Source organism: Pseudomonas orientalis (assembly GCF_001439815.1).
GTDB classification, from domain to species: domain Bacteria; phylum Pseudomonadota; class Gammaproteobacteria; order Pseudomonadales; family Pseudomonadaceae; genus Aquipseudomonas; species Aquipseudomonas orientalis.
In genome coordinates this window covers 305,061-326,296 of the sequence record NZ_JYLM01000001.1, presented here as the reverse complement: position 1 = coordinate 326,296, position 21,236 = coordinate 305,061, and the positions used below count along the sequence as shown (strand labels likewise).

At 61.6% G+C, this 21,236-nt stretch carries 24 protein-coding genes; 6 read left to right on the top strand and 18 right to left on the bottom strand.

Annotation, left to right across the window (positions count from 1 at the left end):
* Window positions 1-16: 16 nt before the first annotated feature.
* Entirely contained in the window at window positions 17-769 is a 753-nt protein-coding gene (locus tag TU82_RS01525; protein ID WP_057721379.1) for a thioesterase II family protein, read from the bottom strand.
* A 300-nt stretch (window positions 770-1,069) separates the two neighbouring features.
* Here TU82_RS01525 and TU82_RS01520 point away from each other — a divergent pair, with 300 nt between their 5' ends.
* Entirely contained in the window at window positions 1,070-1,621 is a 552-nt protein-coding gene (locus TU82_RS01520; protein ID WP_005789991.1) for an RNA polymerase factor sigma-70, read from the top strand.
* A 207-nt stretch (window positions 1,622-1,828) separates the two neighbouring features.
* Here TU82_RS01520 and TU82_RS01515 read toward each other — a convergent pair whose 3' ends face one another.
* Both TU82_RS01515 and TU82_RS01510 read right to left on the bottom strand, forming a co-directional pair.
* The gene (locus tag TU82_RS01515; protein ID WP_057721378.1) at window positions 1,829-2,617 is read right to left on the bottom strand and encodes a substrate-binding periplasmic protein; all 789 of its coding nucleotides are present in this window, start codon (window positions 2,615-2,617) and stop codon (window positions 1,829-1,831) included.
* Window positions 2,618-2,709: 92 nt separating this feature from the next.
* Window positions 2,710-3,333, bottom strand: a complete 624-nt coding sequence (locus TU82_RS01510; RefSeq protein WP_057721377.1) for a TetR/AcrR family transcriptional regulator — start codon at window positions 3,331-3,333, stop codon at window positions 2,710-2,712.
* 221 nt (window positions 3,334-3,554) lie between these two features.
* Between TU82_RS01510 and TU82_RS01505 the strand changes: the two genes are divergently transcribed.
* Window positions 3,555-4,097, top strand: coding sequence for a 3'-5' exonuclease (locus TU82_RS01505; RefSeq protein ID WP_057721376.1), 543 nt, complete (start codon window positions 3,555-3,557; stop codon window positions 4,095-4,097).
* A gap of 198 nt (window positions 4,098-4,295) precedes the next feature.
* Entirely contained in the window at window positions 4,296-4,577 is a 282-nt protein-coding gene (gene ppnP, locus TU82_RS01500) for a pyrimidine/purine nucleoside phosphorylase (protein ID WP_057721375.1), read from the top strand.
* A gap of 49 nt (window positions 4,578-4,626) precedes the next feature.
* Here the strand turns inward: ppnP and TU82_RS01495 are convergent, their stop codons facing one another.
* Together TU82_RS01495 and TU82_RS01490 are read right to left on the bottom strand one after the other, a co-directional pair.
* Complete coding sequence (locus TU82_RS01495) at window positions 4,627-5,430, bottom strand: MOSC domain-containing protein (protein WP_057721374.1); 804 nt, start codon at window positions 5,428-5,430, stop codon at window positions 4,627-4,629.
* A gap of 40 nt (window positions 5,431-5,470) precedes the next feature.
* Window positions 5,471-6,406, bottom strand: coding sequence for a chemotaxis protein CheV (locus TU82_RS01490; protein WP_057721373.1), 936 nt, complete (start codon window positions 6,404-6,406; stop codon window positions 5,471-5,473).
* Window positions 6,407-6,971: 565 nt separating this feature from the next.
* Here TU82_RS01490 and TU82_RS01485 point away from each other — a divergent pair.
* The 3 genes from TU82_RS01485 (at window position 6,972) to TU82_RS01475 (ending at window position 9,292) form a co-directional block, all read left to right on the top strand.
* Window positions 6,972-7,415: a hypothetical protein gene (locus TU82_RS01485; protein WP_173667474.1), complete on the top strand. Its 444-nt coding sequence runs from the start codon at window positions 6,972-6,974 to the stop codon at window positions 7,413-7,415.
* A gap of 327 nt (window positions 7,416-7,742) precedes the next feature.
* A complete protein-coding gene (locus tag TU82_RS01480) occupies window positions 7,743-8,636 on the top strand; it encodes a sensor histidine kinase (RefSeq protein ID WP_057721372.1) in 894 nt (297 codons plus the stop codon).
* A complete protein-coding gene (locus tag TU82_RS01475) occupies window positions 8,633-9,292 on the top strand; it encodes a response regulator transcription factor (RefSeq protein WP_057721371.1) in 660 nt (219 codons plus the stop codon). Before TU82_RS01480 ends, TU82_RS01475 begins: the two co-directional genes overlap by 4 nt.
* Here TU82_RS01475 and yegS read toward each other — a convergent pair.
* From yegS to fleN, 13 genes are all read right to left on the bottom strand, one after another.
* Window positions 9,251-10,171: a lipid kinase YegS gene (yegS, locus tag TU82_RS01470; RefSeq protein ID WP_057721370.1), complete on the bottom strand. Its 921-nt coding sequence runs from the start codon at window positions 10,169-10,171 to the stop codon at window positions 9,251-9,253. The genes TU82_RS01475 and yegS overlap by 42 nt on opposite strands.
* Before the next feature lie 313 nt (window positions 10,172-10,484).
* Entirely contained in the window at window positions 10,485-10,877 is a 393-nt protein-coding gene (locus tag TU82_RS01465) for a DUF2802 domain-containing protein (protein WP_057721369.1), read from the bottom strand.
* A complete protein-coding gene (locus tag TU82_RS01460) occupies window positions 10,878-11,360 on the bottom strand; it encodes a chemotaxis protein CheW (protein WP_057721368.1) in 483 nt (160 codons plus the stop codon).
* A 78-nt stretch (window positions 11,361-11,438) separates the two neighbouring features.
* Entirely contained in the window at window positions 11,439-12,230 is a 792-nt protein-coding gene (locus TU82_RS01455; RefSeq protein ID WP_057721367.1) for a CheW domain-containing protein, read from the bottom strand.
* Window positions 12,230-13,018: a ParA family protein gene (locus tag TU82_RS01450; RefSeq protein WP_057721366.1), complete on the bottom strand. Its 789-nt coding sequence runs from the start codon at window positions 13,016-13,018 to the stop codon at window positions 12,230-12,232. The genes TU82_RS01455 and TU82_RS01450 overlap by 1 nt, the downstream gene beginning before the upstream one ends.
* Window positions 13,019-13,068: 50 nt before the next feature.
* The gene (motD, locus tag TU82_RS01445; protein WP_057721365.1) at window positions 13,069-13,956 is read right to left on the bottom strand and encodes a flagellar motor protein MotD; all 888 of its coding nucleotides are present in this window, start codon (window positions 13,954-13,956) and stop codon (window positions 13,069-13,071) included.
* Window positions 13,957-14,098: 142 nt separating this feature from the next.
* Complete coding sequence (locus TU82_RS01440) at window positions 14,099-14,839, bottom strand: flagellar motor protein (RefSeq protein WP_057721364.1); 741 nt, start codon at window positions 14,837-14,839, stop codon at window positions 14,099-14,101.
* Window positions 14,839-15,978 (bottom strand): protein-glutamate methylesterase/protein-glutamine glutaminase, encoded by a 1,140-nt coding sequence (locus TU82_RS01435; RefSeq protein ID WP_057721363.1) that lies wholly within the window; start codon window positions 15,976-15,978, stop codon window positions 14,839-14,841. The genes TU82_RS01440 and TU82_RS01435 overlap by 1 nt, the downstream gene beginning before the upstream one ends.
* Window positions 15,979-16,026: 48 nt before the next feature.
* Window positions 16,027-18,249 (bottom strand): chemotaxis protein CheA, encoded by a 2,223-nt coding sequence (locus TU82_RS01430; protein WP_057721362.1) that lies wholly within the window; start codon window positions 18,247-18,249, stop codon window positions 16,027-16,029.
* Window positions 18,250-18,260: 11 nt separating this feature from the next.
* Window positions 18,261-19,049, bottom strand: a complete 789-nt coding sequence (locus TU82_RS01425) for a protein phosphatase CheZ (protein WP_057721361.1) — start codon at window positions 19,047-19,049, stop codon at window positions 18,261-18,263.
* An 18-nt stretch (window positions 19,050-19,067) separates the two neighbouring features.
* On the bottom strand, window positions 19,068-19,442 hold the full coding sequence (locus tag TU82_RS01420; protein WP_015885173.1) for a chemotaxis response regulator CheY: 375 nt from the start codon (window positions 19,440-19,442) through the stop codon (window positions 19,068-19,070).
* A gap of 167 nt (window positions 19,443-19,609) precedes the next feature.
* Complete coding sequence (gene fliA / locus TU82_RS01415; RefSeq protein WP_049712165.1) at window positions 19,610-20,350, bottom strand: RNA polymerase sigma factor FliA; 741 nt, start codon at window positions 20,348-20,350, stop codon at window positions 19,610-19,612.
* Entirely contained in the window at window positions 20,347-21,180 is an 834-nt protein-coding gene (gene fleN / locus TU82_RS01410; protein WP_003192912.1) for a flagellar synthesis regulator FleN, read from the bottom strand. The genes fliA and fleN overlap by 4 nt, the downstream gene beginning before the upstream one ends.
* Between the last annotated feature and the right edge of the window lie 56 nt (window positions 21,181-21,236).

Genomic DNA, 21,236 nt, shown 5'->3' with positions numbered 1-21,236 from the left:
GGGAAGTCGGTGAGGTTCAGCCGGCGACGCGTTGCTGCGCCGCGCCATTGCGCCAGCGGGCCAGGTGTGCCTCGGCATAGCGCCGCACGCAGCGCAGCACGGCGCTTTCGTGCTGCACGAGAAAGAAGTGATGTCCCTCGAACATGTCGAGGGAAAAGCCGCTGGCGGCTTCGAGTTGCCAGTCGAGCAACTGGTCGGCGCGCACGCTGTCCTGCTTGCCGCCCAGCACATGGATCGGCAGGCCCAGCGGCTCGCGTTCGCCATAGGTGAAACTGCCGCATAGCAGGAAATCGGCGCGCAGGATCGGCAGCATCAATTGCATCAGCTCAGGATTGGCCAACGCGTCGTCGCTGGTACCCTGCAGCTCGCGCAAACGGGCGATCAACTGGGCGTCGGTCTTTTCGATGGCGTATTCGCTGACATCGCGCCGCGCCGGGCCGGCGGTGCCGGAGACAAACAACGCCAGCGGCGCCGGCACCTTGCGCGCGTTCAGGGCATGCGCCAGCTCGAACGCCAGCAGGCCGCCGAGGCTGTGGCCGAACAGTGCATAGGGACCGTTCAGGTCGCGGCTGATTTCGAGGGCGAGCTGGGCAGCCAGAACCTTGATATCGCGCTGCAGCGGTTCGCCCATGCGCATGCCCCGCCCCGGCAGTTCCAGCGGGCAGACCTGCAACCAGTCCGGCAATACGCGGCGCCAACGTGCGTAGACCGAGGCGCTGGCGCCTGAATGGGGCAGGCAGAACAGGCGCAGCGACGGTGGCGTACTCATCACTCGAGAACTCCAAGCTGAAACACGCTGTGTGCACGATAAAAACCCATTTCGCCCTCCTGCGGGTGCTGATCCCTGGCCGTTTGCTAACGGACCTGTCACCCAGAAGAACGGACGGCCCCGGCAAATAATTAGTCGCCGGGGTCGAGCGAGACGCGGTTCACACCTTCCTCAAAGGCATAAGATTAGTTCGCCTTCTCATTTGACAATCATTATCATTCAGCATAATTTGTTGCCCGATGTGTAGGAGGCCTCAGCAAGGATGCCCTCCCCTAACCTCTTTGCAACAAGGTGATTTCCATGACGGAACAAGTATCCACAGGCAGGTGCGACTCACCACTTCTCCAGGCGTTCGTCGACAATCGACTGATTCTGGTGAAGATCGCAGCACGTATTACCGGCTGTCGTTCCCGTGCCGAGGATGTGGTGCAGGACGCCTACTTTCGGCTGCAATCGGCACCGACCATCACCTCCTCGTTCAAGGCCCAACTGAGCTATCTGTTCCAGATCGTGCGCAACCTGGCGATCGATCACTACCGCAAGCAGGCCCTGGAACTCAAATACTCAGGGACCGAAGAGGAAGGCTTGAATGTGGTTATCCACGGCGCTTCACCGGAAACCTCCCACATCAATTTCAACACCCTGGAAAACATCGCCGACGCCCTGACCGAGCTGCCGCAGCGCACCCGCTACGCCTTCGAGATGTACCGCCTGCACGGCGTGCCGCAGAAAGATATCGCCAAGGAACTCGGGGTCTCGCCGACGCTGGTGAACTTCATGATTCGCGATGCGCTGGTGCACTGCCGCAAGGTGTCGGGCAGCCATAGCGATACGTTTGCGCGCAGGGTTTGAACAAAAAAGAAACCACTGTAGGAGGGGGCTTGCCCGCGATGCGGTGTGTCAGCCAGCTCTGTTGTAGCTGACACACCGCCATCGGGGGCAAGCCCCCTCCCACATATGGATCCCAGACGTCAGATAGATATGCGCTGGCTGTCCGGCTGTCACGGGGGGCAAGTCGAATCGTCGCACCGCCCCTCCCACATTTGATCGGCTGCGATTTTAGGGCAATGGGGTTAGATCAATGCGATACGGCTCGAAAATCCTGAGCATCTGGCCGTTATCGCGCAAGCGCTTGAGCAGCTCGGCAAAGACCGGCCCGGTGATCGGTGCCTTGGGCCGCAGCAACGCGTAATGGTGATAGACCTGATCGATGCGCTCCGACACCAGGAATCTGTCCGCCATGTCGGCGTTGCGCACCATGAAATCACTCAGGTAAGAACGGGTGACCAAGGCGATATCGGCACGCCCGCGCGCGACCATCAGCAAGTTGCTGTCATGGGAATACGTCAAGGTGGCGTTGAAGTGCTCGGCCAGGTACTTGGGGTCGGCGTTGAACTGGGCGAAAGCGTAGTGATAACCGCTGAACACCGCCAGGCGCTTGCCGGCAAGGTCAGTGAAAAAGCCCTGGTCGCGCCCGGGTTCACGCTCGGCGACGAAGATTTCAGCGTCCTCCAGCCCCATATCGACGCTGGTATGGGCAACGTTCGTCCAGCCCCAGGAGGGGTTTTCAAAGATCGCCATGTCGACCCGGCCCTGCTCGAAATCGCGGAAACGCCTGGGGATCGAGGTGGGCACCAGCACAAACTGATAGTCGCTCTGCACAGCGTTCAACGCGTCGACCAATTGCGGCAGCAAACCGGTATCGGCGCCTTGCTCAGGGCGTACGGTATACGGCGGAAAATGCGCCGCGCCGACCCTCACCAACTGCGCGGCGCCAGCTTGCGTCCACCCTGCGGTACCCAGTGCAAAAAATGTAAGTCCTGCAGCCAGTCGCCATGGCGAAAACATCTAGGCACACACCGTTGAATTCTATGATGGCGTTAAGCTAGGCGTTTTTCCCGGGAGAGACAACGGTTGCCAGTAAATTGATGGCTTGTGCCTCAATCCGCCTTGAGCACCATCAGCAGGGCTTCTTCGGCCAGTTCTTCGAGTGTCAGGCTGCCTTGGGTGCGCAACCAGGTGGTGGTCCAGGACAACGCACCGGTCAGGAAACGCCGGGTGATAAACACGTCGCCCTTGATATAGCCGGCGGCCTTGGCTTCGCCCAGGACCTGCAGCCAGATGTCCTCGTACACGTCACGCAAGGCCAGTACCTGCGCCTGACCTTCGGCAGACAACGAACGCCATTCGTACACCAGCACCGCCATCGCCTCCCCGCTGCCGCCCATGATCGACTGCAATTCGCAGCGGATCAGCGCCCGCACACGCTCGCGCACAGTGCCCGCCTGCTCAAGTGCCGCGCGCATCATCGCGGTGTTGTAGAGGATGGTTTCTTCCATCACCGCGCGCAGGATCTCGTCCTTGCTCTTGAAGTGATGAAAGATGCTGCCCGACTGGATGCCCACCGCGCCGGCCAGGTCGCGCACAGTGGTGCGCTCGAAGCCCTTGTTGCGAAACAGGTGGGCCGCGGTTTGCAGCAACTTGCCCCGGGCACTCTCGGGGTCGGTCAATTGGCCACCGTCGATCATGGTGCGCATTACCCGCAGGGCTTGGGGGTCATCCATGCTGCTTTCCCTTATGTCTACTCTCGTCTTGGCGGGCAATTTAGGCCGTGGCCGCCACCCAAGCAAGCGCTTGGATAAAACTTGTGTACAGGGTTTATCCAAGCGCTTGCCTGGTAGCCGCGCCACCAGCCATTGGAAGATTGAATAAGCCCCTGGGCGGAACTACACGGCCCGGCTACGCTCTATCCCCATCAGGACAGGAACAGTACGGGAACCTGCGCATGCCTCATTGGCTGATTATTGACCTTGAAGCCACAACGGATGACGGCGGCTGGCCCGTGACGGAGATGGAAGTCATCGAAATCGGCGCGAGCCTGGTCAACCGCCAGGGTCGCGAGCTGGATCACTTCCAGCGCTTCGTACGACCGCTGCGGCGGCCACTGCTGACGCCCTTTTGCCGCCAATTGACCCATATCACCCAGGCCAACATCGACGCGGCAGCGCCCATCACCGAGGTGTGGCCGCTGTTCGAACGCTGGCTGGGCCAGCATCAGCCACGCCTGGAAGGCTGGGCCAGCTGGGGTGACTACGATCGCGCGCAGCTTGAGCTGGAATGGCAGCGCCATGGCCTGGCCAGTGCGCTCGGACAGACGCCCCATGTCAACCTCAAGCAGCGTTTCGCCAAGGCCCGCCGCCTGGACAAGCCGCTCGGGCTCAATGGCGCGCTGCAATTGGCGGGGATGCAGTTCGTTGGCCAGCAGCATCGGGCCCTGGAAGATGCGCGCAACACGGCGCGCCTGCTGCCGTTGATTTTGCCGGTCTAGGCAGCTCTGAAAGGCTTGGGCATACTGATCAACCTTTTTGCCCTAATGCTGCCCACCTGTAGGAGCGAGCTTGCTCGCGAAGATCGCCAACGATAACGCAGCGCATCTGGTTTAACGGGGTGCTCTCAGGTTTTTCGCGAGCAAGCTCGCTCCTACAGTGGTTGGCGTAAGCTTTGACCCTTTTCCGAGGATTCACCCATGTTCAAAGTCAACGAATACTTCGACGGCACCGTCAAGTCGATCGCTTTCGGCACCAAGGAAGGTCCGGCCACCCTCGGCGTCATGGCCCCGGGTGAATACGAATTCGGCACTGCCCAGCGTGAAATCATGCACGTGATCTCCGGCGCCCTGGTCGTCAAATTGCCTGACGCCGAGTGGGAAACCTTCGCCGCCGGCAGCCAGTTCAACGTACCGGCCAACAGCAAGTTCCAGTTGAAGGTCGCCGAAGACACCGCCTACCTGTGCGAATACCGCAGCTGAACGCCAACCGGCGCCAAAAAAAGCCCGTCTCCTGCGAGACGGGCTTTTTTCATTCCAGCACCGTCACCGGCATGCCGACTTCCAACTGCCCCACTCCATCGTTGACCAGGTTCTGGCCGAACATCGCGCCCTGCTCGGTGCCGCGATAGGCCTGAAGCGTCGCAAATGGCTCGCGGTCCGTGCTGCGCTCGCCGGTCTGCGGGTCGATGGTGGTGAGGATGCAACGTGAACAGGGCTTGACCACGCGAAACTCCACCTCGCCGATGCGCAAGCGTTTCCAGCCATCCTCGGCGAAGGCCGCGGCGCCTTCGATGACCAGGTTGGGACGAAAGCGCAGCATCTCCATGGGCCGGCCGATGTGGGTGCACAAATCGTCCAGGGAGGCCTGGCCGATCAGCAGCAAAGGGTAACCGTCGGCGAAGCCCACCTGATCGTCATCCTCGCCGAAACCATGCTGGGTGAAGCGTGCGCGGTCCACGGGCATATACACCAGGCGTGTGGGTTTACCGATGAAGGCGCTGACCCAGGCCGCCGCGGCATCGCCTGCGTCCGGCACGCGCAGGGTGTCGTGCCAGAGGGTTACACCGCGCAACGCGTCGGCGCCGGGCAGTGCCACATCCAATGTCCCATGGCCCGGCGAGCTGAGGGTCAGGCCGCCCGCCGTGCTCCACAGCGCAGTCAACTGGCTCATCTTTGCCACGGCGCGTTGCGTAAGGAATCGCCCGCTGGCTTCGTCCACCAGCATCCAGCGGCGATCCCCTTCCAGCCCGAGCTTGTCCAGGCCACTCTGCTGCAGGGCCTCGGCCTTGCCGGACTTCAAGGGGTAACGGTACAACGCGCTGAGACGGAGCATGGGCCTGCTTTCCTGGGAAACAAAGGGTCATACCCTAAGGTCAGGCGGGCGCTTCGTCCAGCATCAGTCGCTCACGCACCACATCCACCAGCTTGTCGGGCTGGAATTTGGAGAGGAAATTGTCGCAGCCGACCTTCTTCACCATCGACTCGTTGAAGCTGCCCGACAGCGAGGTGTGCAGCACTACGTAAAGGCCACGCAGGCGCGGGTCGTTGCGTATTTCGGTGGTGAGACGGTAGCCATCCATCTCGGGCATTTCGGCGTCGGTGAAGATCATCAACAGCTTGTCGGTCATCACCTGGCCGCTGTCGGCCCAGGCCTTGAGCATGTTCAGCGCCTTGAGGCCGTCGCTGGCGATGTGCATCTTCACGCCCAACTGGCCGAGGGTGTCACGCAATTGCGAGAGCGCCACGTTGGAGTCGTCCACCAGCAGCACTTCGCGCCCACGGGCGCGCTCCAGCACCGGGTCTTCGAGTTTTTCGCGGGAGACCTTGGCGTTGTAGGGCACGATTTCAGCGAGGACTTTTTCCACATCGATGATTTCCACCAACTGGTCGTCGACCTTGCTGATGGCGGTCAGGTAATGCTGGCGCCCGGCGCTGGCCGGCGGCGGCAGGATGGCTTCCCAGTTCATGTTGACGATGCGGTCGACGCCGCCCACCAGGAAGGCCTGCACCGAGCGGTTGTACTCGGTGACAATGATGGTGCTGTTGGGCCCTGGCACCAGCGGGCGCATGCCGATCGCCTGGGACAGGTCGATCACCGGCAGGGTCTGGCCTCGCAGGTTGACCACGCCACACACGAAGGGATGACGCTGGGGCATCAGCGTCAGCTTGGGCAGTTGCAGCACTTCCTGCACTTTGAACACGTTGATCGCGAACAGCTGCCGCCCGAACAAACGGAACATTAGAATTTCCAGGCGATTCTCACCCACCAATTGCGTGCGTTGATCTACCGTGTCGAGAATGCCGGCCATTGAGAGCTCCTGGTGTGCACGTGGGTTTCGCGCTGAGAGAATGCAGTTCTGAGAGTGCATAGTTCATATAGGCAAGTTATCGGCGCCAAGCGCCAGACCTTGACCCCGGTAAAATGCCATGTAAATACATTGATGTCACACTGACATCATGGTTTACTGCATCAGCCCTCTCGCAGGGCTGTGTTGGCGCCTTGCGCGACACTCGAATCGCCATGCGGTTCCACTGCATAGGGGTTTCCCCTATACGCAATCAGGCCCGACCTGATATTCGCAATATCTAATAGCCATTAATGTGACGCCATTCTCATTGCATGAATGGAGTCAGGCTTTTGTTTGCCATCCCCAGCCCTTGGCCCACGGGCCTTCCCGGCACTCACGTATCGGCAACTGAAGTCGTGTCATCCCGCTTAACTGGGGTTACGCACGACTTTCGTGGGCATTTCAATAAACGTCCTACAGGAATATCGGAAGCAGCCTACAAGCCTCAATCCTATTTCAGCGCTAGCTTTAAGCCATTCACCCAGTGCGATATCTCATCACCCGAGCTTGAGTTGCGGAGACATGCATGATGAATAGCGCCAACGAAACGGCACTTCCCGAGTTTCTGCTGGAGGCCGAAAAGCTGCTGGTCAAATCCCAGGAGTGCCTGAGCCACCTGCATTTGATCCGCGACGACAGCGACGCCATCGACTGCATGAAAACCAGCCTGGCCAAGCTGGCTGAAAAGGCCGAAAGACTGGCGCTGAAGGCGATCAGCGATTTCTCGCGGCGTCTTCAAGCGCTCATTGCCAACGCCCAAAACCCCACGCAACTGCACGACCAGGCATTGGATGCGTTGCATGACTGCCTGACGCTGCTGGCCTGGCAACTGGATCTGATCGACACGCGCACCGGTGAACTGCCCCTGGACGAGAGTGAGCAAACGACGTTGATCGCGACGGTGACCTTGCAGATTCCGCAAAAGGATTTCAGTCAGGAACCGCAGCAACGGTTGCATCGCGGGGCTTGAGCCTTATACATGTCGTATTTGATAACCGACCTATCAAAAAACGACCGATGATGGCGAAGCAGGAGTGAATTTCCATTAGCCACCAACGCAATAACGATACAAACCAACTTTAATAATACAACTTCTACCTTTTAACTCTGGGAATACCCCCCAGAGTATTTGCGCGGGCCATAAACCAATCAGGCGACCAACGGTAACAGGGGTGGTACTATGCCCCGCTCGAAGTGACTCAACTTCATCATGTTTAAAAACGATCCGGCAGCGTATTCCAAACAGAGCCCGGTAAACCGGTCTCCCCGCAGCGAACCCTCAGTGGCTTCATCCGTTATGTACGCCAATCTCAAGCCACTTTTCTCAAGGTCTGGGTCGCGCGGCACCGCACGCCGCATCGTCCTTGCGTTATGCCTGTGTTCGTTGTCCGCCAGCGCGTGGGCATACGTACACGCCTCACCCTTGTCACTGTTGATCCTGCTGCTCAACCTGGCCACGCTGGCGGTGGTCGGCCTGCACCAATGGCGTTCGCGCAAATCCATCAAGTTCCAGCCACAGGAATTGGCCGACCGCCTGTTGCAGGTTCAGGAAAACGAACGCCATCGCCTCAGCCGCGAGCTGCACGACGACATTGGCCAACTGCTGACCGCCGCCAAGCTGCAAAGCGAATGGTTGCAGCGTCGCCTGCCGTCAGAGCTGCAGCAGCAGTGCACGGTGCTGTGCAATACCCTCGACGAAACCCTGGCCAAGGTGCGCGACGTGTCCGCCATTCTCAACCCGCGCCAGTTGGCCAGCCTGGGCCTGGAAGCCAGCTTGCGCGCGCACCTGCTCAAGACCCTGGAAAACACCCAAGTGTGCTGGAGCCTGGAATGCCAGCAACGCCTGGCCGGGATCCCTGAAGAAATGGCCGTGGCGGCGTTTCGTATCACCCAGGAAGCGGTGACCAACATGCTCCGTCACGCTCAGGCGCACAACCTGCTGGTGCGCCTGCAACGCCTGCCCGAAGGCCTGTCACTGATGATCTGCGATGACGGCGTGGGCTTCTCCCCCGCCACCGATCCGGCCAGGGAGGGCCAGCGCGGCATGGCCGGCATGTACGAGCGGCTGGAGCAACTGGGAGGCACCTTGTCCGTCAGCAGCCGGCCGGGCAAAGGTACGCGGATCGACGCGTTGTTCCCGTGGGCGCCTCGCGCTCTGGAACGGGCCAACGCGCCTGAGGTTGCCCGGTGACCTGCAACCTGCTCCTGGTGGATGACCACGCGCTGATTCGCGCCGGCGTTCGTGCGCTGATCCTGGATATTCCCGGCTACGACGTGATTGGCGAAGCCAGCGATGGCGCGCAATTGCTCGAACAGTATCGCGCCCTGCAACCGGATATCGTGCTGCTGGACCTGTCGATGAAACACACCGGCGGCCTCGACGCCCTGCAGCAACTCAAGGGGGCCTACCCCAAGAGCAAAGTGCTGATCCTGTCGATGCACACCGAGCCGGACTTGATCATGCGCGCGCTGGAGTCGGGCGCTCACGGTTACCTGCTCAAAGACATGACCGGCAACGAGTTGGAACACGCCCTGCGCGCCTTGCGCAACAACGAGCGCTACCTGAGCCCGGCCATCGCCCACACGGTGATCAACCAGGCGCTGATCCGCGGCCACGGCCCGGCCTCGCCCGTCCCCCATAGCCACAACCTGACGGCGCGGCAGTTGGAGATCCTGCGCTTGATCGTGCGCGGCAAGTCCACCCGGGAAATCGCCCACGGGCTGGGGTTGAGCATCAAGACCGTGGAAGCGCATCGCTCGCAGATCATGAAGCGCCTGCAGATTTTCGACGTGGCGGGCCTGGTGTTATTCGCGGTGCGCGAGCAGATCATCAGCCTGGACGACTAGGGGCGACCCCAGCGGCAGGTGTACCCGCAGGGCCTTGGGCAAGGCTTCGAAATGCAGGTCATCGCCTTCCAGCGGCTCGCCATCGAGGTTGATGTACAAGCCTTGCGCGCCCTTGATATTGACCCACGGCAGACGCGCGCGCACGAACATGGTGTCCAGGCCCCAGCCGTTGCTCATCAATTCGCGCAGGGTGCCCACCACTTCCTGGGGCGCCGGCAGGATGCTCACGTCCAGCAACCCGTCATCGGCCAGCGCTCCGGGGCACAGTACATGCCCGCCGCCGGCCTGGCGTCCGTTGCCGATGCCCAGCGCGAGCAGCTCGCCTTTCCAGTGGAAGTCCGGGCCTTCCAGCTCACCATAGGCGGCCTTCAATTCACTGAAGCGCGACAACCCGGTAAACAGGTAGGCGGCGCCGCCGAGGACTTTCTTCAGGTCTTCGGAGGTGTTGGCGGTGACCTGACTGCCGAAACCGCCGGTGGCCATGTTCAGGAAGATCTGCCCGCCGACCTGGCCGAGGTCGATTGCCCTTGGCTCGACATCCAGCAACGCCAGCGCGCCGGCCGGCTCCAACGGCACACCGGCGGCCTTGGCGAAGTCGTTCGCGGTGCCCAGGGGCATCAGCACCAGGCTGGCGTCGGTGCCGGCCTGAGCCATGGCTTCGGCCACATCGCGCAAGGTGCCGTCGCCGCCGCCGGCGATGATATGGGTGAAGCCGTCGGCCAGGGCTTCGTTGACCAGGCGCCGAGCATCGCCGCCCTCCCACGTGACCCGCACCGCCAGTTCCCAGCCCTGCTCACGTCGGGCCAGCACGGCCGCACGCACGTCCTCATTGAGGGCTTGTTTGCCGTGGAGGATCAGCAGGGCTCTGGGGGTGGTCATTTGGGAGGGTCTCCTGGGTCAAGGTGCTTGAAGGATGTTGACCCTTGGGGGAGTGGAAAAGTCTGTGGCTTAAGAAAATTGATGGATGTACGGCGATCAACATGTGGGAGAGGCCCTGATGCCTGTCAGTTAGGCTTTTGTAGGAGCGAGCTTGCTCGCGAAAAACTCACAGGCGCCGCGTTCATTCAGGAAGCACGCGTTATCGTTGACGTTTTTCGCGAGCAAGCTCGCTCCTACAGAGGACGCTGTACGCTTAACTGAATAGCACCAGGGCTTGCCCCCTCCCACACTGTATCCAGCAAGCCTGCCCGAATCAGCTCTTGTGCAACTTGCTCATCAACTGCGCCTCGGCCTGGGTCAAGCCGCAGGACTGGGTCAGTTCGTCCACCGTCGCGCCCATGCCCACCAGCTTCGCCGCCTGGGCGAACGACAGGTTCGAAGGATCGCGCTGTTCCAACTGCACCAGCTTGTCCGGCAACGGCCCGAGAATCGCGCGCAGTTCATGCACCTCATCGCCGACCCGCACCACCGTCTGCTGGAAATGATCGACGCGCTTGACCAGCTCCAGAATACGCCGGTCACGCACCACATCGCGCTCGGCCTGTTGCAGGGCCAACTCGCGTTGCTGGCGCATGTAGCGCAGCAGGAATGCCAATGTCCCGGCCCATAACAGGGCCAGGACAATCACCGCCGCCTCAAGGAACAATCAAATGCTCTCCAGTTCCGACCATTCTTCTTCGCTCATCATTTTGTCCAGCTCAACCAGAATCAACAGTTCGTTGTTCTTGTTGCACACGCCCTGGATAAACTTGGCGGATTCTTCGTTGCCCACGTTCGGCGCGGTTTCCACTTCCGACTGGCGCAGGTAGACCACTTCGGCGACGCTGTCGACCATGATCCCGACCACTTGCTTGTCGGCTTCGATGATCACGATGCGCGTGTTGTCGTTGACGTCGGTCGGCGCCAGGCCGAAGCGCTGGCGGGTGTCGATCACCGTCACCACGTTGCCGCGCAGGTTGATGATGCCCAGCACGTAGCTCGGTGCACCCGGTACCGGGGCGATCTCGGTGTAGCGCAGCACTTCCTGCACGCGCATCACGTTAATGCCGTAGGACTCGTTGTCCAGTTTGAAGGTCACCCATTGCAGGATCGGATCATCCAAACCTTGTGCGGACGCTGACTTGTTCATCTTTCTGACCCCTCAAATGCCGCTATCGACGGCGTGTGTGCTAATGGGTCGCGCAACCGCACGACCTTTATTGTCCCATCAACTGCGTGTGTTCTGCGCCATCGTCTTGACCGCGCCACTGGCGATCAACTCGGCCAGTTCGGCGACGTCGAGCAAGGCGCACATGTGTTCAATCACGGTGCCCGCCAACCACGGCCGTTGGCCACGGTGGCTGCGCCATTTGATTTCGTTCGGGTCCAGGCGCAACGAGCGGCTGACTTGATGCACCGCCAGCCCCCACTCGTAACCCTGCACCGAGATCACGTACTGCAGGCCCTGGCGAAAGTCGTCGCGGTAGCGGTCGGGCATCACCCAGCGCGCGGTGTCCAGCACCTTGAGATTGCCGGCCTGGCTGGGCAGGATGCCGAGAAACCACTCCGGTTGCCCGAACAGTGGCGTCAGCTCCTGGCCTTCCAGGGAATAGATCGAGCCCAGGCACACCAGCGGCACCGCCAGGGTCAAGCCGGCCACATCGAACAGCAGGCACTCGAACGGCTCGGCGGCCCATGACGGGCGACCATCGCCGGTTACCGGCGGCGGCGTGATGCTCGGCGGCAGGTGCACTTGCACGATCGGCTCGACCACCACCGGCGCCGCTACCTCAGGCGAGATCGGCACCACCACGGGCAGCGCCTCGACCAGGGCGTCGCGGGCCTGCTCCTCGAGCACCGCCAACTGGAACTCATCCAGCGCAGCTTCAGCCTCGACGATCGGCTCCGGCACCTGAATCGGCTCCGGCAGTTCTTCGGCGGTCGCATCCTGCAGCAAGGCATCCAGGTAGGATTCCAGTGCCAGTTGCGGCCGGGTCTTGAATTGAACGGGACGGTTCATCACGCCACCTGCGCCACGAGTTGCTGGGACAGCAGGTGCTTGAGCAACGCCCGGTACGCCAGTACGCCACGGCTCTTGCCGTCGAATTGCGACGGCGTAAGCCCTGCGCGGCTGGCGTCGCGCAGGCGCGTGTCCACCGGGATGTAGCCATTCCAGATGCTGTCCGGGTAGCCATCGCGCAGTACGCGCAGGGTGCCGAGGGACGCCTGGGTACGCCGGTCGAACAAGGTCGGCACGATGCTGTACGGCAACGCCTGTTTGCGCGAACGGTTGATCATCGCCAGGGTGCTGACCATGCGCTCCAGACCTTTGACGGCCAGGTGCTCGGTCTGTACCGGGATCACCAGCTGCTGGCTGGCCGCCAGGGCATTGACCATCAGCACGCCGAGCAACGGCGGGCTGTCGATGATCGCGTAGTCGAAATCCTGCCACAGTTGCGCCAGGGTCTTGGCGATCACCAGGCCCAGGCCGCTCTGGCCCGGCGACTGACGCTCAAGGGTGGCCAGGGCGGTGCTGGACGGCAACAGCGAAATACTGTCATTGCTGGTGGGCAGCAGCAGTTGCCCGGGCAAGTCGCTCGGCACGCTGCCCTTGTGCAGGAACAGGTCGTAGCAACTGTGTTCCAGTGCATCCGGGTCGTAGCCGAAATAGCTGGTCATGGAGCCATGGGGGTCGAGGTCGACCACGACCACGCGCTTGCCCGCCTCGGCCAGCAAGCCGGCTAAAGCGATGGACGTGGTGGTCTTGCCGACTCCACCCTTTTGATTGGCAACTGCCCAGACTCTCATTCGGTTGATTCCTCCCGGCGGGCACAGGCGCGACCGAGACATTGCATGGGTTATTGAGCCGGTGACGGAGAATTGACGGAGCTTGTCCGCACCGGCGGCTTTGCAGGGGCCGGTGCAGTTTGTGTGCCAGCACGCCTCAATGCCGCATCCGGTGTTGCATTCGCCGTGCCGGTGCCGGTCAGGCTGCGGCGTACATCCAGGTTACGTGACACCACCAGCACCACGCGCCGGTTACGCCCGCGGCCTTCGACCGTGGCGTTATTGGCCACCGGCTGGAATTCACCATAGCCCACCGACGCCAGGCGCTGAGGGTTGACCCCCTGCATCGCGAGCATGCGCACGATACTCGCCGCGCGCGCCGAGGACAGTTCCCAGTTGGTCGGGTACTGCGCGGTACTGATCGGCACATTGTCGGTAAAGCCTTCGACGTGGATCGGGTTTTCAAACGGCCTGAGGATCGCCGCCACCTTGTCGATGATGGTGAAGGCCTGGTCGCTGGGCAGCGCATCGGCGCTGGCGAACAACAGGCTGGAATTCAGTTCGATCTCCACCCACAGCTCATTGCCGCGCACGGTCATCTGGTTGGACTTGATCAGGTCACCAAACGCGGCGCTGATATCGTCGGCGATGCTTTTGAGCGGGTCGCTGGTGCCACCGATGCCGGCAGCGGTTTCATCGCTGTCGTTGACCAGTGGTTTGGCCGGCGTCACTGTCTTGGGCCGCTCTTCGCCAATGGGAATCGGCTTGAGCGCACGCTCGGAATCGTTGAACACCCCCACCAATGCCTGGGAAATGATCTTGTACTTGCCTTCGTTGATCGACGAGATCGAGTACATCACCACGAAAAATGCAAACAGCAGGGTGATGAAATCCGCGTAGGACACCAGCCAGCGTTCATGGTTGACGTGTTCTTCAGGCTCGCGACGGCGACGGCTCACAGGCACTCCCCTCCACAAACCGAATCACCTGTAGGAGCGAGCTTGCTCGCGAAAAACCCGAGAGCAACGCGTTTATCCAGGATACCCGCGTTATCGTTGACGATTTTCGCGAGCAAGCTCGCTCCTACAGGGTTCATACCCATCAATCCGAGAAGCCCTGGAGCTTCAATTCGATGGAGCGCGGGTTTTCGCCCTCGGCAATCGACAGGATGCCTTCGAGCAGCATTTCGCGGTAGCGGGACTGGCGCATGGCAATCGACTTGAGCTTGCTTGCCACCGGCAGCAGCACCAGGTTGGCACTGGCCACGCCATAAATCGTCGCAACGAATGCTACGGCAATGCCGCTGCCCAGTTGCGAAGGGTCGGCCAGGTTGCCCATCACGTGGATCAGGCCCATCACCGCGCCGATGATGCCGATGGTCGGCGCGTAGCCGCCCATGCTTTCAAACACCTTGGCCGCATTGATGTCACGGCTTTCCTGGGTGTAGAAATCCACCTCGAGGATGCTGCGGATCGCCTCCGGCTCGGCGCCATCCACCAACAGCTGCAGACCCTTGCGGGCATAGCTGTCGGGCTCGGCATCGGCCACGCCTTCCAGGCCCAGCAAACCTTCCTTGCGGGCGGTGAGGCTCCAGTTGACCACGCGGTCAATGCCGCCTGGCATGTCGACCCGTGGCGGAAAAATGATCCACACCAGGATCTGCATGGCGCGCTTGAACGAGCTCAGCGGCGACTGCAGCAACGCCGCGCCCACGGTGCCGCCTATCACGATCAGCGCCGCCGGGCCGTTGGCCAGGGCGCCGAGGTGGCCGCCTTCCAGGTAGTTGCCGCCGATGATGGCGACAAACGCCAGGGTGATGCCGATCAGGCTCAAGACATCCATCAGAGGCAGGCCTCCACCAGGTGCTTGCCGATGTCGTCCAGGCTGTAGACGGCGTCAGCCAGGTCGGCCTTGACGATGGCCATGGGCATGCCATAGATCACGCAGCTGGCTTCGTCCTGGGCCCAGATGGCGCTGCCGCCTTGCTTGAGCAGGCGCGCGCCTTCACGACCATCGGCGCCCATGCCGGTGAGCACCACCGCCAGAACTTTGTCGCCGTAGGACTTGGCCGCCGAACCGAAGGTGATGTCCACGCACGGCTTGTAGTTGAGGCGTTCGTCGCCCGGCAGGATTTTGATCGCGCCACGACCGTCCACCATCATCTGCTTGCCACCTGGCGCCAGCAGCGCCAGGCCAGGGCGCAGGATGTCGCCGTCCTCGGCTTCCTTGACGCTGATGCGGCACAGCTTGTCCAGGCGCTCGGCAAAGGCCTTGGTGAACGCGGCGGGCATGTGTTGGATCAACACGATCGGCGCCGGGAAGTTGGCCGGCAGTTGGGTCAATACCCGCTGCAGGGCGACCGGGCCGCCGGTGGACGTGCCGATGGCGACCAGCTTGTAGGCCTTGCGCTTGGGCGCGGGCGAATGGGCGGCAGCGGGCGAAGATGTGCGCACCGGCGGCGGGGCTGTACGTGCGACTGGAGCAGGCGCGGGCGCCGGGCGACCGAACGTAGAGCCGGTGGACGCAGCAGGTGCGGCAACCGGCGCCGGCGCAGGTGCAGGCGCGCTGAACAGACTGCGCCGGTTACTGCGCGAAATGCTGTGCACCTTCTCGCACAGCATCTGCTTGACCTTCTCGGGGTTGCGCGAGATGTCTTCGAAATTCTTCGGCAGGAAGTCCACCGCGCCGGCATCCAGCGCATCCAGGGTCACCCGGGCGCCTTCGTGGGTCAGCGAGGAGAACATCAACACCGGTGTCGGGCAACGTTGCATGATATGACGCACGGCCGTGATGCCATCCATCATCGGCATTTCGTAGTCCATGGTGATCACGTCCGGCTTCAACGCAATGGCTTGATCGATCGCCTCTTTGCCGTTGGTGGCCGTGCCGACTACCTGGATCGTTGGATCGGCGGAAAGAATCTCCGAGACGCGGCGGCGGAAGAAACCCGAATCGTCCACCACCAGGACCTTGACTGCCATAAACACTCCGTTAGACGGGGCGGGCACTGGTGCCCTGCCCCGCCAGAATCAAATACGCCGTGCGGCGTAACGCTTGAGCATGCTCGGAACATCGAGAATCAGCGCGATGCGGCCGTCACCGGTGATGGTGGCGCCCGACATGCCCGGGGTGCCCTGCAGCATCTTGCCCAAAGGCTTGATCACCACTTCTTCCTGGCCCACCAGTTGATCGACCACAAAGCCGATGCGCTGGGTGCCCACCGAGAGAATCACCACATGGCCTTCGCGCTGCTCTTCATGCTTGGCCGACGCCACCAGCCAGCGCTTGAGGTAGAACAGCGGCAAGGCCTTGTCGCGCACGATCACCACTTCCTGGCCGTCCACCACGTTGGTGCGCGACAGGTCGAGGTGGAAGATCTCGTTGACGTTGACCAGCGGGAAGGCGAACGCCTGGTTGCCCAGCATCACCATCAGGGTCGGCATGATCGCCAGGGTCAACGGCACCTTGATGACGATCTTGGAGCCCTGGCCCTTGGTCGAGTAGATATTGATCGAGCCGTTGAGCTGGCTGATCTTGGTCTTCACCACGTCCATGCCGACGCCACGGCCGGACACGTCGGAAATCTCGGTCTTGGTCGAGAAACCCGGCGCGAAGATCAGGTTGTAGCACTCGGTGTCGGTCAGGCGGTCGGCGGCGTCCTTGTCCATCACGCCGCGCTTGACCGCGATATTGCGCAAGATGGCCGGGTCCATGCCTTTGCCGTCATCGGTGATCGACAGCAGGATGTGGTCGCCCTCCTGCTCCGCCGCCAGGATCACCTTGCCGTTGCGTGACTTGCCCGAGGCTTCGCGTTCTTCCGGGGTTTCCACGCCGTGGTCGACGGCGTTGCGCACCAAGTGGACCAGCGGGTCGGCCAGGGCCTCGACCAGGTTTTTGTCCAGGTCGGTTTCTTCGCCCACCAGTTCCAGGTTGATTTCTTTCTTGAGCTGGCGCGCCAGGTCGCGAACCAGGCGCGGGAAGCGGCCGAAGACTTTCTTGATCGGCTGCATCCGCGTTTTCATCACGGCGGTCTGCAAGTCGGCGGTGACCACGTCGAGGTTCGACACGGCCTTCTGCATGGCTTCGTCGCCACTGTTCAGACCCAGGCGCACCAGGCGGTTACGCACCAGTACCAGTTCGCCGACCATGTTCATGATGTCGTCCAGGCGCGCGGTGTCCACGCGCACGGTGGTTTCGGCTTCACTGGCAGGCTTGTCCGCGACCGGTGCCGGGGCAGCACGCGCCGGGGCTGGCGCCGCAGCCGCAGCAGGCGCGGGCTTGGCAGCCGGCGCTGCGGCTTTGGCGGCAACCGGTGCGGGCGTAGCGACTGCTGCGGCTGCGGGAGCGGCTGCGGCCGGGGCCACCTCGGTGAACTTGCCCTTGCCGTGCAACTCGTCGAGCAACGCTTCGAATTCGTTGTCGGAGATCAGCCCGTCACCGGCCGGTCCAGCCTTGGCGGCCGGGGTGGCTGGCGCGGTGGCGCTGGCAGTAGCTGCGACTTGCGGCAAGGCGTCGGCGACAAACGTGCCTTTGCCATGCAGTTGGTCGAGCAGTGCCTCGAACTCATCGTCGGTAATATCGGTGCTGGCATTGGCGGGCGGCGCCTCAGGCGGTGGCACCGGTGCCACGGCGTCGGCTGCGAACTGGCCTTTGCCATGCAACTGGTCGAGCAGGGATTCGAATTCGGCGTCGGTAATGTCTTCGCTGGTCGGCGTGGCGACCGGCGCCTTTGCGGCCGGTGCTTCAGCCTCGGCCTTGACCGCATTGAGCGAGTCGAGCAGTTGCTCGAACTCGCTATCGGTCACATCCGCCTCGGCTTCCACCACCGGCTCAGGCGTGGCTTGCACCGCCGGCGCTTCGGCAGCCGGTTCAGCCAGGCGCGCCAGGGCGGCCAGCAGTTCCGGGGTGGCGGCAGTGATCGGTGCACGTTCGCGCACTTCGCTGAACATGCCGTTGACCGCATCCAGTGCTTCGAGAATCACGTCCATCAATTCCGAGTCAACCTGACGCTCACCCTTGCGCAGGATGTCGAACACGTTCTCGGCGATGTGGCAGCACTCCACCAGCTCATGGAGCTGGAGGAAGCCGGCGCCCCCTTTTACAGTGTGAAAACCGCGAAAAATTGCATTGAGCAGGTTCGCATCATCCGGTCGGCTTTCCAGCTCGACCAGTTGTTCGGACAGTTGCTCTAAAATTTCGCCGGCCTCTACAAGGAAATCCTGAAGGATTTCTTCATCGGCGCCGAAGCTCATGGGTGTGCTCCTTAGAAGCCTAAACTGGATAACAGGTCATCGACATCATCTTGACCCGATACAACGTCTTCACGTTTATCGGCATGAATCTGCGGACCTTCACCCTTGGCGAGATGTTTTTGTGGATCTTTTTCCGAGAGGATCGCTTCGCGGTCATGTTCGATGCCGGCAAAACGGTCGACCTGGCCGGCCATGAGCACCAGTTTGAGCAGGTTGCTTTCCACTTCGGTGACCAGTTGGGTCACCCGCTTGATCACCTGGCCTGTGAGGTCCTGGTAATCCTGGGCCAGCAGAATATCGTTGAGGTTGCTGGCCACCGTGCGGTTTTCCTGTTCGCTGCGCGACAGAAAACCGTCGACGCGACGGGCCAGCTCACGGAACTCTTCAGCCCCCACTTCGCGGCGCATGAAGCGGCCCCAGTCCAGGCTCAGGGCCTGGGCTTCGCTGGCCATGCCGTTGACCAGAGGCGTGGCGTTTTCCACCAGGTCCATGGTGCGGTTGGCCGCCGCCTCGGTCAGCCTGACCACATAGGACAGGCGTTCAGTGGCATCGGTGATCTGCGAAATTTCTTCGGCCTGGGGCATGCGCGGGTCAATCTGGAAATTGACGATCGCACTGTGCAGCTCGCGTGTGAGCTTGCCCACTTCCTGGTACAGGCCGCGGTCACGGGTCTGGTTAAGCTCATGGATCAACTGCACCGCGTCGGCGAACTGGCCTTTTTCCAGGCTGTCGACCAACTGGTGAGCGTGCTTTTTCAGGGTCGACTCAAAGTCGCCCTGTGACGTTTCGTTATGCTCCATAGCTCCCCCGCGATGGCATTAGCCGTGGATGCGTTCGAAGATTTTTTCGATCTTCTCTTTCAAGGCCAACGCTGTGAATGGCTTGACCACGTAACCGTTGACCCCGGCTTGGGCGGCTTCGATGATCTGTTCACGCTTGGCTTCGGCGGTCACCATCAACACCGGCAGGCTGCGCAGTTTTTCATCGGCGCGCACATGGCGCAGCAAATCGATACCGGTCATGCCCGGCATGTTCCAGTCGGTTACCAGAAAGTCGATGCTGCCGCTGTTGAGGATCGGAATCGCCGTAATGCCGTCATCCGCCTCGACCGTGTTAGTGAACCCAAGGTCACGCAACAGGTTTTTTATGATCCGCCGCATCGTTGAGAAGTCATCAACGATGAGGATTTTCATGTTCTTGTCCAATTCGACCTCCAAGCAGTCTTAAACGCGCCCAGCACCTGGACGCGCCACTTCAATCAACAGGCGTTACACAAAAAGGACTGCCCAGGGCACCACGGAGCGAATCCGCAAAGGCCGAAACCTTCGCGGTAGCGTCTGCAGTGTCCCCACACTGCCTGTCAGCGCGCGCGCCACTCTCCCAACCGCCCCCGCAAGCGGGCCGCGCACTGGCTATGCAACTGGCTGACACGCGATTCGCTGACCCCCAGGACCTCACCGATTTCCTTGAGGTTCAGCTCTTCGTCGTAGTACAGCGCCAACACCAGGCGCTCGCGCTCCGGCAAATTGGCAATGGCCTCCGCCAACGCTCCCTGGAAACGTTCATCTTCCAGATCGCGCGACGGCTCCATATGCGCGCTCGCGCCGTCCTCGTGCAGCCCTTCGTGTTCGCCGTCCTGCAACAGGTCGTCGAAACTGAACAGGCGGCTGCCCAAGGTATCGTTCAAAATCCCGTAATAATCGTCGAGACTCAATTGGAGTTCGGCCGCAACTTCATGATCTTTAGCGTCACGACCGGTTTTTGCTTCAATTGCCCGAATTGCGTCACTGACCATGCGCGTATTGCGGTGCACCGAACGCGGCGCCCAGTCGCCTTTACGCACCTCATCGAGCATCGCGCCACGGATACGGATACCCGCGTACGTCTCGAAACTCGCGCCCTTGCTCGCGTCATATTTGGTCGACACTTCGAGCAGGCCGATCATGCCGGCCTGGATCAAGTCTTCGACCTGGACGCTCGCGGGCAGGCGTGCCAACAGGTGGTAGGCAATGCGCTTGACCAATGGCGCGTAGCGCTCGATCAACTCGCCCTGGCTGTCACGGGCGGATTTCTTGTAGGCGTTGTAGCCGTTCGCTGTCATAGCACCGGTCCTGCGCTCGTCTGATGCACCAATCGCTCGACGAAAAACTCCAGATGCCCCCGCGGGTTGGCGGGCAACGGCCAGGTATCGACCTTCTGGGCAATAGCCTTGAACGCCAAGGCGCATTTGGAACGAGGGAACGCTTCGTAGACCGCACGCTGCTTTTGCACGGCCTTGCGTACACACTCGTCGTAGGGAACTGCGCCAACGTATTGTAAGGCGACATCGAGAAAGCGATCCGTGACCTTGGTCAACTTGGCGAACAGGTTGCGCCCTTCCTGCGGGCTCTGGGCCATATTGGCCAGCACGCGGAAGCGGTTCATGCCGTAATCACGGTTAAGCAGTTTGATCAGGGCGTAGGCGTCGGTGATCGAGGTGGGTTCGTCGCAGACCACCAGCAGCACTTCTTGCGCTGCGCGTACAAAGCTGACCACCGACTCGCCGATCCCGGCGGCGGTGTCGATCACCAGCACGTCGAGGTTGTCGCCGATATCGCTGAAGGCCTGGATCAGGCCGGCATGCTGCGCCGGGCTCAGGTGCACCATGCTCTGGGTGCCGGAGGCGGCCGGCACGATGCGGATACCCCCGGGGCCCTGCAGCAGCACATCGCGCAGCTCACAGCGGCCTTCGATGACGTCGGCGAGCGTGTGTTTGGGTGTCAGCCCCAGCAGAACGTCCACGTTCGCCAGGCCCAGGTCAGCATCCAGCAGCATGACGCGACGGCCAAGCTCTGCCAGGGCCAGGGACAAATTCACTGACACGTTAGTTTTGCCGACGCCACCTTTGCCGCCGGTCACCGCGATCACCTGTACGGGATGCATGCTGCCCATTTTATTTCTTTACCTTGTCTTGCTTAGACGCAGGCTACATGGCTTGGCCGCGTGTA

What these genes read in the sequence shown, in the direction of transcription:
- TU82_RS01525 (WP_057721379.1), bottom strand. Translation starts at nt 769, where the DNA reads ATGAGTACGCCACCGTCGCTGCGCCTGTTCTGCCTGCCCCATTCAGGC.
- TU82_RS01520 (WP_005789991.1), top strand. Translation starts at nt 1,070, where the DNA reads ATGACGGAACAAGTATCCACAGGCAGGTGCGACTCACCACTTCTCCAG.
- TU82_RS01515 (WP_057721378.1), bottom strand. Translation starts at nt 2,617, where the DNA reads ATGTTTTCGCCATGGCGACTGGCTGCAGGACTTACATTTTTTGCACTG.
- TU82_RS01510 (WP_057721377.1), bottom strand. Translation starts at nt 3,333, where the DNA reads ATGGATGACCCCCAAGCCCTGCGGGTAATGCGCACCATGATCGACGGT.
- TU82_RS01505 (WP_057721376.1), top strand. Translation starts at nt 3,555, where the DNA reads ATGCCTCATTGGCTGATTATTGACCTTGAAGCCACAACGGATGACGGC.
- ppnP (WP_057721375.1), top strand. Translation starts at nt 4,296, where the DNA reads ATGTTCAAAGTCAACGAATACTTCGACGGCACCGTCAAGTCGATCGCT.
- TU82_RS01495 (WP_057721374.1), bottom strand. Translation starts at nt 5,430, where the DNA reads ATGCTCCGTCTCAGCGCGTTGTACCGTTACCCCTTGAAGTCCGGCAAG.
- TU82_RS01490 (WP_057721373.1), bottom strand. Translation starts at nt 6,406, where the DNA reads ATGGCCGGCATTCTCGACACGGTAGATCAACGCACGCAATTGGTGGGT.
- TU82_RS01485 (WP_173667474.1), top strand. Translation starts at nt 6,972, where the DNA reads ATGATGAATAGCGCCAACGAAACGGCACTTCCCGAGTTTCTGCTGGAG.
- TU82_RS01480 (WP_057721372.1), top strand. Translation starts at nt 7,743, where the DNA reads ATGTACGCCAATCTCAAGCCACTTTTCTCAAGGTCTGGGTCGCGCGGC.
- yegS (WP_057721370.1), bottom strand. Translation starts at nt 10,171, where the DNA reads ATGACCACCCCCAGAGCCCTGCTGATCCTCCACGGCAAACAAGCCCTC.
- TU82_RS01460 (WP_057721368.1), bottom strand. Translation starts at nt 11,360, where the DNA reads ATGAACAAGTCAGCGTCCGCACAAGGTTTGGATGATCCGATCCTGCAA.
- TU82_RS01455 (WP_057721367.1), bottom strand. Translation starts at nt 12,230, where the DNA reads ATGAACCGTCCCGTTCAATTCAAGACCCGGCCGCAACTGGCACTGGAA.
- TU82_RS01450 (WP_057721366.1), bottom strand. Translation starts at nt 13,018, where the DNA reads ATGAGAGTCTGGGCAGTTGCCAATCAAAAGGGTGGAGTCGGCAAGACC.
- TU82_RS01440 (WP_057721364.1), bottom strand. Translation starts at nt 14,839, where the DNA reads ATGGATGTCTTGAGCCTGATCGGCATCACCCTGGCGTTTGTCGCCATC.
- TU82_RS01435 (WP_057721363.1), bottom strand. Translation starts at nt 15,978, where the DNA reads ATGGCAGTCAAGGTCCTGGTGGTGGACGATTCGGGTTTCTTCCGCCGC.
- TU82_RS01430 (WP_057721362.1), bottom strand. Translation starts at nt 18,249, where the DNA reads ATGAGCTTCGGCGCCGATGAAGAAATCCTTCAGGATTTCCTTGTAGAG.
- TU82_RS01425 (WP_057721361.1), bottom strand. Translation starts at nt 19,049, where the DNA reads ATGGAGCATAACGAAACGTCACAGGGCGACTTTGAGTCGACCCTGAAA.
- TU82_RS01420 (WP_015885173.1), bottom strand. Translation starts at nt 19,442, where the DNA reads ATGAAAATCCTCATCGTTGATGACTTCTCAACGATGCGGCGGATCATA.
- fliA (WP_049712165.1), bottom strand. Translation starts at nt 20,350, where the DNA reads ATGACAGCGAACGGCTACAACGCCTACAAGAAATCCGCCCGTGACAGC.
- fleN (WP_003192912.1), bottom strand. Translation starts at nt 21,180, where the DNA reads ATGGGCAGCATGCATCCCGTACAGGTGATCGCGGTGACCGGCGGCAAA.